Genomic DNA, 12,875 nt, shown 5'->3' on the forward strand with positions numbered 1-12,875 from the left:
GCCTGTCCCCTGTGCAGCCGCCCGTCCTGACCGGTCGTGCGGAGGGTACGACCCCTCACGAGCCGCCCAGTCGCAGGCACAGCCCGAGCAGGCACACCCCGCTCTGCTGCGGCGGGGCCGTGCTGTGGGCCGGTTCCGGCGCGGGGGCGGCGGTGCGGGACGGCGCCGGGGCGGGGGCCGTCGTGGCGGGCCGGGGCACGGGGGCGGGTCCGGGGTCGGTGGTGTGCGGGGCGCCGTTCGGCCGAGTGCCGGTGCCGGTGCCGGTGTCCGTGCGGGGCGAGGTGTGCGCCGCCGAGGTGCCCTGGCCGACCGTTTCTGCAGCGTTCCTCGGCGCGGACGACTTCTCGTGCCCGGCGGCGCCCGTACTGGTCGGCGCGGGGCGCGTACCGCCCAGGGCCGCGGCGGTCGACGGCAGTGCCGTGGGCGCGGCGGCGAGTGTCGCGGACGCGCCGGGGGAGTCGGTGGTGCGCTGCGCGCCCCACCCGTGCTGCGGCTCGGCCTCGGCGGTGGCGGGTCCGGCGAGCCCGGACTCCGGGGCGACGCGGACGAGGCTGAGGACTCCTGCGGCGAGTGCGAGGCCACCGGCGGCGAGGAGCACCTTGCGGGGGCGGGGACGGCGGTGCCGGCCCCGGTGCGGCGGGGGTACGGCCGCGTCCTGCGTCGACTCCGGCAGATCGGCCAGGGTGATCGCGATCGGCCTGGTGGGGGTGGGGGCGTTCGACGGCGTGCCGGACCGGCCGTCGCGCCGTGTCCCCGGTGTCTTCGTGCCCGGTGTCTTCGCATTCGAATCGCTCGGCGTCATGTCATCCCTCCCCGCCGCGCACGTTATGCGCTGCTGTGGGCGGTGTGGGAGGAGTCGAACGGGATGTCACTCGAACGGGTGTAGGGCGGCCTCAGGGTCGAGTCAGGGCGACGTCAGGGTCGGCCGGCCTTCCCCTGGGCCCGGCGGGGCTGCGATGATCGAGGCGGATTCAGTTAACCCGCGTTAACCGGAGGGTGTCATGAGCGAGGAGCGGTTCGGGGAGTTCGTGCTGGTGCGGCGGCACGGGCATGTGGCGGAGCTGGTGCTGGACCGGCCCAAGGCCATGAACGCGGTCTCCACGGAGATGGCCCGTTCGCTCACGGCGGCGTGCGCGGCGCTGGCCGCCGACCGGGACGCGCGGGTGGTCGTGCTGACCTCCTCGCACGAACGGGCGTTCTGCGTCGGGGCGGACCTCAAGGAGCGGAACTCCCTCACCGACGCTGACCTGATGCGCCAGCGGCCGGTGGCGCGCGCCGCCTACACCGGGGTCCTCGAGCTGCCCATGCCGACCGTCGCGGCGGTGCACGGCTTCGCCCTCGGCGGCGGCTTCGAGCTGGCGCTCGCCTGCGACCTGATCGTCGCCGACGGTACGGCGGTGGTGGGGCTGCCGGAGGTGTCGGTGGGCGTGATCCCGGGCGGCGGCGGTACGCAGTTGCTGCCCCGGCGGGTCGGCGCGGCGCGTGCGGCCGAGCTGATCTTCACTGCGCGGCGCGTGGAGGCGGACGAGGCGGGGCGGCTGGGGCTGGTGGACCAGGTGGTGGAGGCGGGGCGGGACCGCGAGGAGGCGTTGGCGCTGGCCGCGCGGATCGCGGGGAACTCGCCGGTGGGGCTGCGGGCTGCGAAGAGGGCGTTGCGGTTGGGGGTGGGGCTGGAGCTTCGGGCGGGGTTGGAGGTCGAGGACGCGGCTTGGCGGACCACGGCGTTCTCGGGGGATCGGGCGGAGGGGGTGGCGGCGTTCAACGAGAAGCGGGAGCCCGCGTGGCCCGGCGAGTGAGGGTTGCCGTGCGGCGCCGGGGGCGGTGAGCCGGTGCGGCGCCGTCGTGGCTTGTCGCGCGGTTGTCCGCGCCCCCGGGTGGCTGCGGTGCCGCGTCGGCTTCACGTGCCGTGAGGGCCGGCCGCGAGGCTCCCCGCGCCCCTCCAGGCGGAAAGCCTGCCCTTTCCTCGTGCTTTACAGGGCAGCTCGTTCCGCACAATCCACCTGATCGCGGTGCCGGAGGCACCCACGGCGCAATTGATGCCTAACCTGGAGTAATGGGTGAGGACAAGCGGCTGGCCGCGGTGGTGGCGCTGGCTCAGGGGATGGCGGCGGCGCGGACCGGGCCGGAGTCGTGGCGGGCAGCGGCGCTGGGGGCGTGCCGGGCGCTGGACGGGAGTTTTGCCGCGCTGTCGGTGTGGGAGCGTGAGCTGGGTCGGCTGCGGGTGCTGGTGAACGTGGGGGAGCGGGCGGCGGACGAGGAGGAGTTTCCGGAGGCGGAGGCGTATCCGGTGCACCAGTTTCCGGAGATCACCGAGTTCCTGCACGAGCGGTGGGCCGGGGGCGGGGAGCCGAACGCCTGGGTCGAGACCGCGCGGGGGCCCGCGGCGGGCACCCCGGGCTACTTCCACCAGCGGGTCGCCGCCCTGCGCCGCCGGGGCCGGGGCTGCTGTGTCGTCGCGCCGGTCGTGCTGCACGGCCGGGCGTGGGGCGAGCTGTATGTGGCGCGGGCGGCCGACGCTCCGGTGTTCGACCGGGGGGACGCCGACTTCGCGACCGTGCTGGCTGCGGTCGTGGCGGCGGGCATCGCGCAGACCGAGCGGCTTGAGGAGGCGAACCGGCTCGCGTTCACCGACGCGCTGACCGGTCTCGCCAACCGGCGGGCCGTGGACGTACGCCTGGAGGAGGCCATCGAGCGGCACCGTGCGGAGGGCGTGCCCGTCAGTCTCGTGGTCTGCGATCTGAACGGGCTCAAGCGGGTCAACGACACGCACGGGCACGCCGTCGGGGACCGGTTGCTGGAGCGGTTCGGGTCGGTGCTGTCGCTGTGCGGGGCGATGGTGCCCGGGGCGCTCGCGGCGCGGCTCGGCGGGGACGAGTTCTGCCTGCTCGCTGTGGGGGCGCCCGCCGACGACGTGGTGAAGGCGGCCGACGAGCTGTGCCGCAGGGCCGGGGAGCTGGAACTGGGCGAGGGTGTGGCGTGCGGGGTGGCCTCGACGGAGGACCCGATCGGGCCGGTGCGCGACGCGCGGCGGCTGTTCCGGCTGGCGGACGCGGCGCAGTACCGGGCCAAGGCGGAGCGGGCGGACCGGCCGGTGGTGGCGGGGCGGGAGGGTCCGGACGACCCGGTGGTCCGGCTGGCCGACGAGGCGTCGCCCGCCCGGCCCGAGCGCCGTCGCTTCCGGGGCCGGCTGCCGTGAGCGGCGGAGCCCGTCGTCGTGAGCGGCCGGACTCGCAGCCGTGAGCGGCCGGACTCGCCGCCGTGAGCGGGAGCACAGGAGAAGTAAGGGGTGAGACCGCAATCCACTGGTGACAGCGCGGAATTCAATGCGTACGCTCCTGAATATGGATATGCACACTGTGGTGGTGGGGACCTCCGGCGTGACCGCGTCCGACGTGCTCGCCGTGGCGCGCGGCGGCGCCCGCGTCGAGCTGTCGGCCGAGGCGGTGGCGGCCCTCGCGGCCGCCCGCGAGATCGTGGACGCGCTCGCCGCGAAGCCCGACCCGGTCTACGGCGTCTCCACCGGCTTCGGCGCCCTGGCGACCCGGCACATCAGCCCCGAGCTGCGCGCCCAGCTCCAGCGCAACATCGTCCGCTCGCACGCCGCCGGCATGGGCCCGCGGGTCGAGCGCGAGGTCGTGCGGGCGCTGATGTTCCTGCGGCTGAAGACCGTCTGCTCCGGGCACACCGGCGTCCGCCCCGAGGTCGCGCAGACCATGGCGGACGTGCTGAACGCCCACATCACCCCGGTCGTGCACGAGTACGGCTCGCTCGGATGCTCCGGTGACCTCGCCCCGCTGTCCCACTGTGCGCTGACCCTGATGGGTGAGGGTGACGCGGAGGACGCCGACGGCGAGGTCCGTCCCGCCGGTGAGCTGCTGCGGGAGCACGGCATCCAGCCCGTCGAGCTGCGCGAGAAGGAGGGGCTCGCCCTCCTCAACGGCACCGACGGGATGCTCGGCATGTTGGTCATGGCGCTCGCGGACCTCGACACGCTCTACAAGTCCGCCGACGTCACCGCCGCCCTCAGCCTGGAGGCACTGCTCGGCACGGACAAGGTGCTCGCCCCCGAGCTGCATGCCATCCGCCCGCACCCGGGCCAGGCCGACTCCGCCGCCAACATGCTCGCCGTCCTCAAGGGCTCCCAGCTCACCGGGCACCACCAGGACGACGCGCCCCGCGTCCAGGACGCCTACTCGGTGCGCTGTGCCCCGCAGGTCGCCGGAGCCGGCCGCGACACCATGGCGCACGCCCGCCTGGTGGCGGAGCGCGAGCTGGCTGCCGCTGTCGACAACCCGGTGGTGCTGCCCGACGGGCGGGTGGAGTCCAACGGCAACTTCCACGGCGCCCCGGTCGCCTACGTGCTCGACTTCCTCGCCATCGCCGCCGCCGACCTCGGCTCCATCGCCGAGCGCCGTACCGACCGGCTGCTCGACAAGAACCGCAGCCACGGTCTGCCGCCCTTCCTGGCGGACGACGCGGGCGTGGACTCCGGGCTGATGATCGCCCAGTACACGCAGGCCGCGCTGGTCAGCGAGATGAAGCGGCTGGCCGTACCCGCCTCCGCCGACTCCATCCCGTCCTCCGCGATGCAGGAGGACCACGTCTCCATGGGCTGGTCGGCCGCGCGCAAGCTGCGCACCGCCGTGGACAACCTGACGCGGATCGTCGCCGTGGAGCTGTACGCCGCCACGCGCGCCGTCGAGCTGCGCGAGGGGCTTGAGCCGGCGCCCGCCTCGCGAGCCGTCATCGACGCGGCACGTGCCGCCGGGGTGCAGGGTCCGGGTCCGGACCGCTTCCTCGCGCCCGACCTGGCGGCCGCCGCGGAGTTCGTCCGCGCGGGCGGGGTCGTCGCGGCCGCCGAGACGGTCACCGGGCCGCTGCGGTAAGGCGGTGGGAAAACGGGGGCGCCGTCCGGCCGGGCGGCGCCCCCGTCCGTCAGCGCAGCTTGGCCGACTGCGCGCCGATCACCCGGGCCGGGACGGCGTACGTCCGACGCGCCATCATCGCGCCGACGTTCACCGTCATGTACGTCGCGAGAGTGGTGCCGTGGCGCACCACCTGGAAGTGGACCGAGCCGCCGCCCGCCGCGCCCTCGCCCGACGAACTCCCCGCCGAGCCGCCGCCCTCCGCCGCGAACGCCACCGACTCCTCGCCCGCGTCCGAGGCGTGCTCGCGCGTGAAGGCGGTGAACGTCCGGACGCCGGGCCCGGTGCCGCCGAAGCCGTCGGCGCAGGCTCGTACCGCGCCGGAGACCGAACGCAGCGCGCGGTGGGCGCCGTTGCCGCCGTAGGAGGCGAGGGTGATCACGGTGACGTCGCGGTCCATGCTCCGGCGCACGGCGTCCTTCATCTCCTCCTCGGACAGGCCGTCCAGGGCCGACGCATGGGTCTGGGGGCCGCTCCTCTCCGCCGCCGTGCGGCTGACCTGGGCGGCCGGGGCGCCCGGTGCGCTGCCGGCGAGGAGCGGGAGCAGGGGGCGGCACGCGGCCTCGGCGGAGCGGGGCGGATCACCGGCGGTGGTGCCGGGGTCGGTGGGCCGGATCTCGTAACCGGGCAGTTCGCCCTCGGCGATGACCAGCCGGTCCAGCGCGGCGGCGTTCAGCGCCCGGCCGCGCGTGCCGGAGCCCGATCCCGAGCCCGATCCGGAGCAGCCCGTGACGAGGGCGACGGACAGTGTGCTCACGGCGGCGGTGGCGCACAGGCGGACGCCCGATGATCTCCTCATGGGGCGGACTATGCGCGCTCGGTCAAAGGATCGTCAAACAGACGTTATGTCATATTCACCGATCCGGAGCCCAGACCGTCGAGCATCAGAGCGATGGTGAAGTCGAAGCGGTCGTGGACGGTTCCGGCGGTCAACTCACCCGCGTAGCGCTTGGTCTGCGGGAAGGTGTCGGGCAACGCGGCGAAGCGGCGCAGCAGTTCGTCGCGGCCGACCACCCAGCCGCCGCCGCTCGTGTCCCCGGCGCGGTCGAGCCGGCTGTTCGCCAGGGAGACTTCGAGGCTGTAGGCGTTGACGTAGAGCATCAGCGAGTCGATGGCCCAGGCGGCGGCCTGGGGTGCGACGCCCCCGGCGAGCAGGATGGCGAGCATTCCCTCCCCGACGCGCAGGGTGTCCAGGTTGGACGGGGCGGCGGCGAAGGCCGCCTGGGAGATGCCCGGGTAGCGCAGATACTGGTCGCGCAGCCGGGCGCAGACGTCGGTGATCTGCCGCCGCCAGTGGGCGGGGTCCGGCTCGGGCAGCTCGATCTCCGCGCACAGCTTCCCGATGAGCAGCTCGTCCAGGTCCTCCTTGTTGACCACGTGGGCGTAGAGCGAGGACGGTCCCGTCTCCAGCGCGGTGGCCACGCGCCGCATGGTCAGGGCCGCGTAGCCCTCCCGCTCCACGATGCCGAACGCGGCGTCGAGGATGGCGTCGACCGTGATCGGCTTCTTGCGCCCGCCGGACGGTCCGCGCCGCGTCGCGGAGGTGCTCGAACCGGCGCCGTGCCGTGCTGCGCGCCGCTGCTGCGGAGTCGGTGACATGGGGGGCAGTCTAGCGAAGGGGCGAACAGTGTTCTGCATCACTTTGAACGGTGTTCGCTTTGCTACGAACACCGTTCCGCAGTAGAACACCGTTCGTGTCCATCAATCAGCGCGCCTCCGAAGCGCCTCCCGCCACCACGCTGCCGCTGCGCACCGCGTGGCTCGTTCTGGTCGTCGTGGTCCTGGCCGACGTCATGGATCTGATCGACTCCAGCGTCGCCAACCTCGCCGGACCCGCCATCCGCGCCGACCTCGGCGCCGGTCAGGTCACCGTCCAGTGGGTGCTGAGCGCCTACACCGCCGCCTTCGCGCTCGGCCTCGTCACCTCGGGGCGGCTCGGGGACCTTCTCGGCCGGCGACGGCTGTTCCTGCTCGGCATGACCGGCTTCACCCTGGCCTCGCTGGCCTGCGGTCTCGCGCCCGACGCGGTCTTCCTGATCGTCGCCCGCACCCTCCAGGGCCTGTTCGGGTCGGTCATGATCCCGCAGGGGCTCGCCCTGGTGAAGGTGGTGTTCCCGCCGAAGCATCTGCGCCGGGCGCTCGCCCCGGTCGGCCCGCTGATGGGGCTGACCATGGTGGGCGGGCCCATCCTGGCGGGCTGGCTGCTGCGTCTGGACCTGTTCGGCAGCCAGTGGCGCTCGATCTTTCTGATCAACGTGCCCTTCGGTCTCGCCGCCCTCGCCCTCGGTCACCGCGTCCTGCCCCGCCACGGCGGCGAGGACCGCACCGCCCGGCTCGACCTCACCGGCGTCGGGCTGCTCACGGCCGCCTCCGCCCTGCTGGTCGTGCCGCTCATCCAGGGCCGCGACCTCGGCTGGCCCGCCTGGACCTACGTCATGCCGGCGGGCTCGGTCGTCCTGCTCGCCCTGTTCGTCGTCTCCCAGCGGCGCACCGACCACCCGGTCATCACGCCGTCGCTGTTCCGCAAGCGCAGCTTCGTCGTCGGACTCGCGGTCGTGGCCGGGTTCTACGCCTCGCTCAGCGCTTTCGTGCTCGTCGTCAACCTGCTGCTCCAGCAGGGCCTGGGCTGGAGCCCGCTGCGCACCGGCCTCGCGCTGATCCCGTGGGCGCTCGGCACCGCCGTCGCCGTGCTGCTCGCGGGCGCCGTACTGGCCGAGAAGCTGGGCCGCGCGAGCCTGCGCCTCGGGCTGTCCCTCGCCGTGGTGGGGCTGCTGGCCCTGTGGTGGACCGTCGCCCACCGGGGCGCCGACGTCACCGGCTGGACGCTCGCGCCCGCGCTGCTGGTCACCGGCTTCGGCTCGGGGCTGGTGTTCGTCCCGCTGGTGGACTTCATCATCGGCGACGCCACTCCCGAGGAGGTCGGCACCGGCGCGGGCCTGCTCAACGCCGTGCAGCAATTCGCGGGCGCGATCGGCGTCGCCGCCCTCGGCACGGTGTTCCTCGCGCGGGCGGGCAGCGGGTCGGTGTCGTCGTACCTGGGCGCGGCCGAGCTGGTCTTCGGCATCGCCGCCGCGCTGAATCTCGGCACGCTGCTGCTGGTGGGGCTGCTGCCCCGGCACGCGCAGTCGGCACACGGCTGAGGGCGGCGCGGGCATTTCCGCGGGGCGGAAAGCACGGCGCCGGAATTCCCCTCCGGGAAGCCGCGGGAAGTAGCGGGAAGCCGCGGGAGACTCCGGGAAGTCACGGGAAAAGAAACCCCGAAAGCCTCAGAAGCCCCAGAAACCCCGAGAATCCCAGAAGCCCCGAAACCTCGGAAGTCTCAGAAACCGAGCCGTTCCCGGCGTACCGAATACACGACGAATCCGGCGCCCACCGCGAGCAGCAGTGTGCCGGTGACGACGTACGGCGTGGTGTCGAAGCTGCCGGTGTCGGCGAGTTCGGTCTCCTCCGTCACCTGCCGCCCGGTGTCACCGGACACCGTGGCGGTCTGCTGGGTGATCCGCGTCGAGGAGTCGGCGACGGCCGACTGCTCCACCACGTCTCTCGGGAGGCCGTCCTGGGACGCGTTCGCGGACGGGACGAACCACAGAGCGCACAGCAGCGTGCCCGCGGCGGTGGCGGTCAGCAGCGGACGGCGAGCGGATGACACGGAATATCGATCCCCCTTGCGGCACTGGCGAATTGGCCGTGTGGAGCGATGTTAGTGAAAATCGCGGGTCACAGGAAAGTCACGACAGGTTTCGGCCCTAGGCTCACGTCATGGACGCTGAAAAGACATCACGTTTTGTACGACTTCAGGTGGAGCTGATCCTGGAGGTGACCGACGAGGACGAGCTGACGCAGGCCGCGGTGAACCGCCTGGCCGGCGATCCGGAGGTCCCGGAGGACGAGCGGGCGCACGTCGAGTCCGCTGTGACGGAAGACACCGAAGAGGCGCTGGCGTATCTCGTCGATCCGTTCAGCCTGGTCAACGGGGTGGCCGGGGTCGAGCTCCAGCAAGCCTCCTGGTCCAGCGAGCAGATCGACTACGACCCGGATTCGCCGGAGTGGGACCTGGACGAGGATGATGGGTCGGACGACGACGAGGAAGACGGCATCGGCTGAGCGTCCTGGGGCATCCGTGAACCCGGACGGCAACCACCGTCCGGGTTCTCTCGTCTGTACAGGAGAGCACGGCCGATCCCGCCTCCTTCGCAGGGGCGTGGCGTGTCCCACACCTCCCCGGAACGGGGAACGGGACGGCGTGGCCGTGACGTTGAAATCTTCCAGCGGGGACTCTCGGGGTTTTCGGATTCGGCGACGATGGAGAAGCGTGTGATGACGGACAGTAAGCGGCGCAAGGGCCTCACGGTCGCGTCCGCACTGCTCGGTGGTGTGCTCGTACTGACGGGCTGTTCCGGCGGCGGTGACGCCAGCGCGGCGGACGGCGGCGACAACTCGGCGGCCAAGGCCGACGAGGCCGCGGCGGCGAAGTCGTCCGAGGCGCAGATCACGATCACGCCGAAGGACGGCTCGAACAACGCCTCCATCAACAACTCGGCGGCCGTCAAGGTCGCCAAGGGCAAGCTCACCGATGTGCACATGACCACGTCGGACGGTCACGACGTCGCGGGTGCCCTCTCCGCCGACAAGCTGAGCTGGAAGCCGAGCGCCCAGCTCGAGCGCTCGACCACCTACAAGGTCTCGGCCGAGGCGAAGGACTCCAAGGGCCGTGTCGCCCACGAGAACGCGTCCTTCACCACGGTCGCGCCGGCCAACAGCTTCATAGGCAACTTCACCCCGGACAACGGCAGCACCGTCGGGGTGGGTATGCCCGTGTCGATCAACTTCGACAAGGCGATCACCAACAAGGCCGCCGTGCAGAAGGGGATCACGGTCACCTCCAGCAGCGGTCAGGAGGTCGTCGGTCACTGGTTCAACGCCAACCGCATCGACTTCCGTCCGGAGACGTACTGGAAGGAGAACTCCACCGTCACGCTGAAGCTGGCGCTCGACGGTGTCGAGGGCGCCAACGGCGTCTACGGCGTCCAGCAGAAGACGGTCACCTTCCACGTCGGCCGCAACCAGGTCTCGTACATCGACGCGGCGACCAAGCAGATGAAGGTCACGCACGACGGCAAGGTGATCAAGCAGATCCCGATCTCCGCCGGTTCGCCCGAGAACAAGACCTACGCCGGCATCATGGTCATGTCCGAGAAGTTCCAGCAGACCCGCATGAACGGCGCGACGGTCGGCTTCACGGACGACGACGGCAAGGGCGAGTACGACATCAAGGACGTGCCGCACGCCATCCGTCTCACCAGCTCCGGCACCTTCCTGCACGGCAACTACTGGGGCGCGAAGTCCATCTTCGGCAGCGTGAACACCAGCCACGGCTGTGTCGGTCTGTCCGACACCAAGGGCGCGGGCGACCCGAACACCCCGGCCGCCTGGATGTTCAACCACTCCCTGGTCGGTGACGTCGTGGTCCTGAAGAACACCGGTGACAAGACGGTGGCCCCGGACAACGGCCTCAACGGCTGGAACATGGACTGGGCGCAGTGGAAGGCCGGTTCGGCGGTCTGACCCCACCGCCACCCGCCCCCCCCGAGCGCACCGATGCCGCCCTCCCCGAGGGCGGCATCGGCGTTTCCCGGCGCTTCTCATCCCGCTCTTATGACGGCCTCAGCAAGCCATCAGGCGGCCTTCCTACCGTGCCGCCATGTTCTTCACCTACCTGAGGCGCGAACTGCGCCGCCGTAGAAAGGCGGCCCTCGTCGTCGCCTCCGGTCTCGCCCTGGGCATAGCCCTGGTCATCGTGGTCAACTCCGTCTCCAGCGGCATGAGCAGCGCCCAGGACAAGGTGCTCCAGTCGCTCTACGGCCTGGGCACGGACATGACCGTCACCAAGGCGTCGACGCCGGGCTCCAGCGGCGCGGGGCGTCCCCGCTTCAAGTTCGACGCGCGTGGCAGCGACGACGACTCCAAGCAGAGCAGCGACCGCGTCATGGTCCAGGGCTTCACCACCCTCTCCTCCTCGACCGTCTCCAAGGTCGCGGCGCAGAAGGGGGTTTCGGCGGCCACCGGGGGCCTCAGCCTCAACGTGTTCAAGGTGAACGGGCAGTTCACCCGGGGGCAGTTCCAGCAGAACGGCGGCGCCGGCGGCGGCCGTTCGCGCGGCTACGGCCAGCCGCAGGGCGAAGTCCGGGGCGGTGGAGCGAACTTCGACATCAACCAGTACACCATCTTCGGCACCGACGTCACCCGGACCGCCCTCGGTCCGCTGTCCTCCTCCAAGCTGACCGGCGGCCGTACGTTCAAGGCGTCCGAGACCGACGCCAAGGTGGCCGTCGTCGACTCCGCCTACGCCAAGCAGAAGAAGTACAAGGTCGGTTCGACCGTCACCGTCAAGGGCACCAGCTTCAAAGTGATCGGCATCGCCACCGCCGACAGCGGCGACGCGGCGGCCGATCTCTACATCCCGCTCAAGCGGGCCCAGAGCCTCGCGGACGAGAAGAACAAGGTCACCACGGTGTACGTCCGGGCGACCGACTCCCAGCGGATCGCGGCCGTCAAGAGCGCCATCCAGAAGAACGTCTCCGGTACGACGGTCACCACCTCCGCCGACCTCGCCAAGACCGTCTCCGGCTCGTTGTCCACCGCCTCCTCGCTCGCGACCAAGGTCGGCCGCTGGCTCTCCATCGCCGTGCTGATCGCCGCGTTCCTGGTCGCCGGGCTGCTCACCTCGGCCGCCGTCTCCCGCCGGGTGCGCGAGTTCGGCACGCTGAAGGCGCTCGGCTGGAAGTCGGGCCGGGTGGTGCGCCAGGTCGCCGGTGAGGCCATGGTCAACGGTCTGGTCGGCGGCGCCCTCGGCATCGCGCTCGGCCTGGCCAGCGCCTACGCGGTCACCGCGATCAGCCCCACCCTCCAGGCCCAGCTCGGCAGTACGGGCGGCGGGTTCGGCGGGGGTGGCGGGTTCGGCGGCGGCGGTTTCGGGGACCGCGGCCGGCAGGCGGCGAAGACCCTGGAGGTCGCCCTCACCGCCCCGGTCAGCGTCACCACGATCGCCCTGGCGGTGGGCCTCGCGGTCGCCGGCGGCCTGGTCGCCGGCGCCTTCGGCGGCTGGCGAGCCTCCCGCCTCCGCCCGGCGGACGCCCTGCGCCGCGTGGAGTAGCGGCCGCGACGGCCGCTCGGCGCCCGGCCCGTCGGTGCCTCGTGCCGCCGGGTCCGGCGCCCCGCTTCCCGCCCACACCCGCCCCGCCCCCCGAACCCCTCCCAGGAGCCTTCATGTACGAACTGAGAAACGTCACCAAGCGCTACACCCGCGGCAAGGACACCGTGCCGGCCCTCGACGGGGTCGATCTCACCATCGGGGCCGGTGACCGGCTGGTCATCCAGGGGCCGACCGGGGGTGGCAAGTCGACGCTGTTGCAGATGCTGGGTGCCCTTGACCGGCCCACCTCCGGGGAGGTCGTTCTCGACGGGACCGATCTGGCCAGGCTGTCCGAGGCACGGCTGACGAAGGTGCGCAGCGAGAGCATCGGCTTCGTCTTCCAGTCCTTCAACCTCATCCCGACGCTCACCGCACAGGAGAACGTCGAGACCGCCCTCGTCCCGCTCGGCGTCAAGGCGAGGCAGCGGCGTGAACTGGCCGCCGAGGCGCTGGAGTCGGTCGGTCTCGGTGAGCGGCTCGGGCACCTCCCCTCGGAGCTGTCCGGCGGTCAGCAGCAGCGGGTCGCCATCGCCCGCGCGCTGGTGAAGAAGCCGAAGGTGCTGCTCGCGGACGAGCCGACCGGCAACCTCGACGAGAACACGCGCGACGAGATCATGGACGTCCTCGAACGCCTCTGGAAGGAACAGGGGCTGACTTTCGTGATGGTCACCCACGACTCCGCCATCGCCCGCAAGGCCCCGCGCCTGGCGACGATCCGCAAGGGGAGGATCACCGTGCGGGAGAACGCGGACGCCTGA

12 protein-coding genes are annotated in these 12,875 nt (G+C 72.0%); 8 read left to right on the forward strand and 4 right to left on the reverse strand.

Annotated features, from left to right (window positions below; genetic code table 11):
• Positions 1-55: 55 nt before the first annotated feature.
• The gene (locus ACWEEU_RS10835; RefSeq protein WP_451730853.1) at positions 56-802 is read right to left on the reverse strand and encodes a hypothetical protein; all 747 of its coding nucleotides are present in this window, start codon (positions 800-802) and stop codon (positions 56-58) included.
• A gap of 199 nt (positions 803-1,001) precedes the next feature.
• Between ACWEEU_RS10835 and ACWEEU_RS10840 the strand changes: the two genes are divergently transcribed.
• From ACWEEU_RS10840 to hutH, 3 genes are all read left to right on the forward strand, one after another.
• Entirely contained in the window at positions 1,002-1,796 is a 795-nt protein-coding gene (locus tag ACWEEU_RS10840; RefSeq protein ID WP_385741911.1) for an enoyl-CoA hydratase/isomerase family protein, read from the forward strand.
• 257 nt (positions 1,797-2,053) lie between these two features.
• Positions 2,054-3,196, forward strand: coding sequence for a diguanylate cyclase domain-containing protein (locus tag ACWEEU_RS10845; protein WP_451730856.1), 1,143 nt, complete (start codon positions 2,054-2,056; stop codon positions 3,194-3,196).
• A 151-nt stretch (positions 3,197-3,347) separates the two neighbouring features.
• Entirely contained in the window at positions 3,348-4,886 is a 1,539-nt protein-coding gene (gene hutH, locus ACWEEU_RS10850) for a histidine ammonia-lyase (RefSeq protein WP_385741964.1), read from the forward strand.
• A 49-nt stretch (positions 4,887-4,935) separates the two neighbouring features.
• Here the strand turns inward: hutH and ACWEEU_RS10855 are convergent, their stop codons facing one another.
• Both ACWEEU_RS10855 and ACWEEU_RS10860 read right to left on the reverse strand, forming a co-directional pair.
• A complete protein-coding gene (locus tag ACWEEU_RS10855; RefSeq protein WP_451730859.1) occupies positions 4,936-5,724 on the reverse strand; it encodes a hypothetical protein in 789 nt (262 codons plus the stop codon).
• Positions 5,725-5,768: 44 nt separating this feature from the next.
• Positions 5,769-6,524 (reverse strand): TetR/AcrR family transcriptional regulator, encoded by a 756-nt coding sequence (locus tag ACWEEU_RS10860; protein ID WP_451730862.1) that lies wholly within the window; start codon positions 6,522-6,524, stop codon positions 5,769-5,771.
• 95 nt (positions 6,525-6,619) lie between these two features.
• Here ACWEEU_RS10860 and ACWEEU_RS10865 point away from each other — a divergent pair, with 95 nt between their 5' ends.
• Positions 6,620-8,065, forward strand: coding sequence for a DHA2 family efflux MFS transporter permease subunit (locus ACWEEU_RS10865; protein ID WP_451730865.1), 1,446 nt, complete (start codon positions 6,620-6,622; stop codon positions 8,063-8,065).
• A 179-nt stretch (positions 8,066-8,244) separates the two neighbouring features.
• On the opposite strand, the gene ACWEEU_RS10870 is transcribed toward ACWEEU_RS10865, so the two are convergent.
• Entirely contained in the window at positions 8,245-8,574 is a 330-nt protein-coding gene (locus tag ACWEEU_RS10870; RefSeq protein WP_199585185.1) for a hypothetical protein, read from the reverse strand.
• Positions 8,575-8,684: 110 nt separating this feature from the next.
• Here ACWEEU_RS10870 and ACWEEU_RS10875 point away from each other — a divergent pair, with 110 nt between their 5' ends.
• The 4 genes from ACWEEU_RS10875 to ACWEEU_RS10890 all read left to right on the forward strand — a co-directional run bounded on the left by ACWEEU_RS10875 (position 8,685) and on the right by ACWEEU_RS10890 (position 12,875).
• A complete protein-coding gene (locus ACWEEU_RS10875; RefSeq protein ID WP_385741896.1) occupies positions 8,685-9,029 on the forward strand; it encodes a hypothetical protein in 345 nt (114 codons plus the stop codon).
• A gap of 213 nt (positions 9,030-9,242) precedes the next feature.
• Entirely contained in the window at positions 9,243-10,490 is a 1,248-nt protein-coding gene (locus ACWEEU_RS10880) for a L,D-transpeptidase (RefSeq protein ID WP_385741893.1), read from the forward strand.
• Between the two features lie 136 nt (positions 10,491-10,626).
• The gene (locus ACWEEU_RS10885) at positions 10,627-12,078 is read left to right on the forward strand and encodes an ABC transporter permease (RefSeq protein WP_451730870.1); all 1,452 of its coding nucleotides are present in this window, start codon (positions 10,627-10,629) and stop codon (positions 12,076-12,078) included.
• Between the two features lie 113 nt (positions 12,079-12,191).
• Positions 12,192-12,875 (forward strand): ABC transporter ATP-binding protein, encoded by a 684-nt coding sequence (locus ACWEEU_RS10890; protein ID WP_385741887.1) that lies wholly within the window; start codon positions 12,192-12,194, stop codon positions 12,873-12,875.

This window comes from Streptomyces sp. NPDC005004, assembly GCF_053600675.1.

Excerpts from the sequence above, each read along its gene's own strand:
- ACWEEU_RS10840 (WP_385741911.1), top strand. The coding sequence starts at position 1,002 with ATGAGCGAGGAGCGGTTCGGGGAGTTCGTGCTGGTGCGGCGGCACGGG.
- ACWEEU_RS10860 (WP_451730862.1), bottom strand. The coding sequence starts at position 6,524 with ATGTCACCGACTCCGCAGCAGCGGCGCGCAGCACGGCACGGCGCCGGT.
- ACWEEU_RS10875 (WP_385741896.1), top strand. The coding sequence starts at position 8,685 with ATGGACGCTGAAAAGACATCACGTTTTGTACGACTTCAGGTGGAGCTG.
- ACWEEU_RS10880 (WP_385741893.1), top strand. The coding sequence starts at position 9,243 with ATGACGGACAGTAAGCGGCGCAAGGGCCTCACGGTCGCGTCCGCACTG.
- ACWEEU_RS10885 (WP_451730870.1), top strand. The coding sequence starts at position 10,627 with ATGTTCTTCACCTACCTGAGGCGCGAACTGCGCCGCCGTAGAAAGGCG.
- ACWEEU_RS10835 (WP_451730853.1), bottom strand. The coding sequence starts at position 802 with ATGACGCCGAGCGATTCGAATGCGAAGACACCGGGCACGAAGACACCG.
- ACWEEU_RS10890 (WP_385741887.1), top strand. The coding sequence starts at position 12,192 with ATGTACGAACTGAGAAACGTCACCAAGCGCTACACCCGCGGCAAGGAC.
- ACWEEU_RS10845 (WP_451730856.1), top strand. The coding sequence starts at position 2,054 with ATGGGTGAGGACAAGCGGCTGGCCGCGGTGGTGGCGCTGGCTCAGGGG.
- hutH (WP_385741964.1), top strand. The coding sequence starts at position 3,348 with ATGCACACTGTGGTGGTGGGGACCTCCGGCGTGACCGCGTCCGACGTG.
- ACWEEU_RS10855 (WP_451730859.1), bottom strand. The coding sequence starts at position 5,724 with ATGAGGAGATCATCGGGCGTCCGCCTGTGCGCCACCGCCGCCGTGAGC.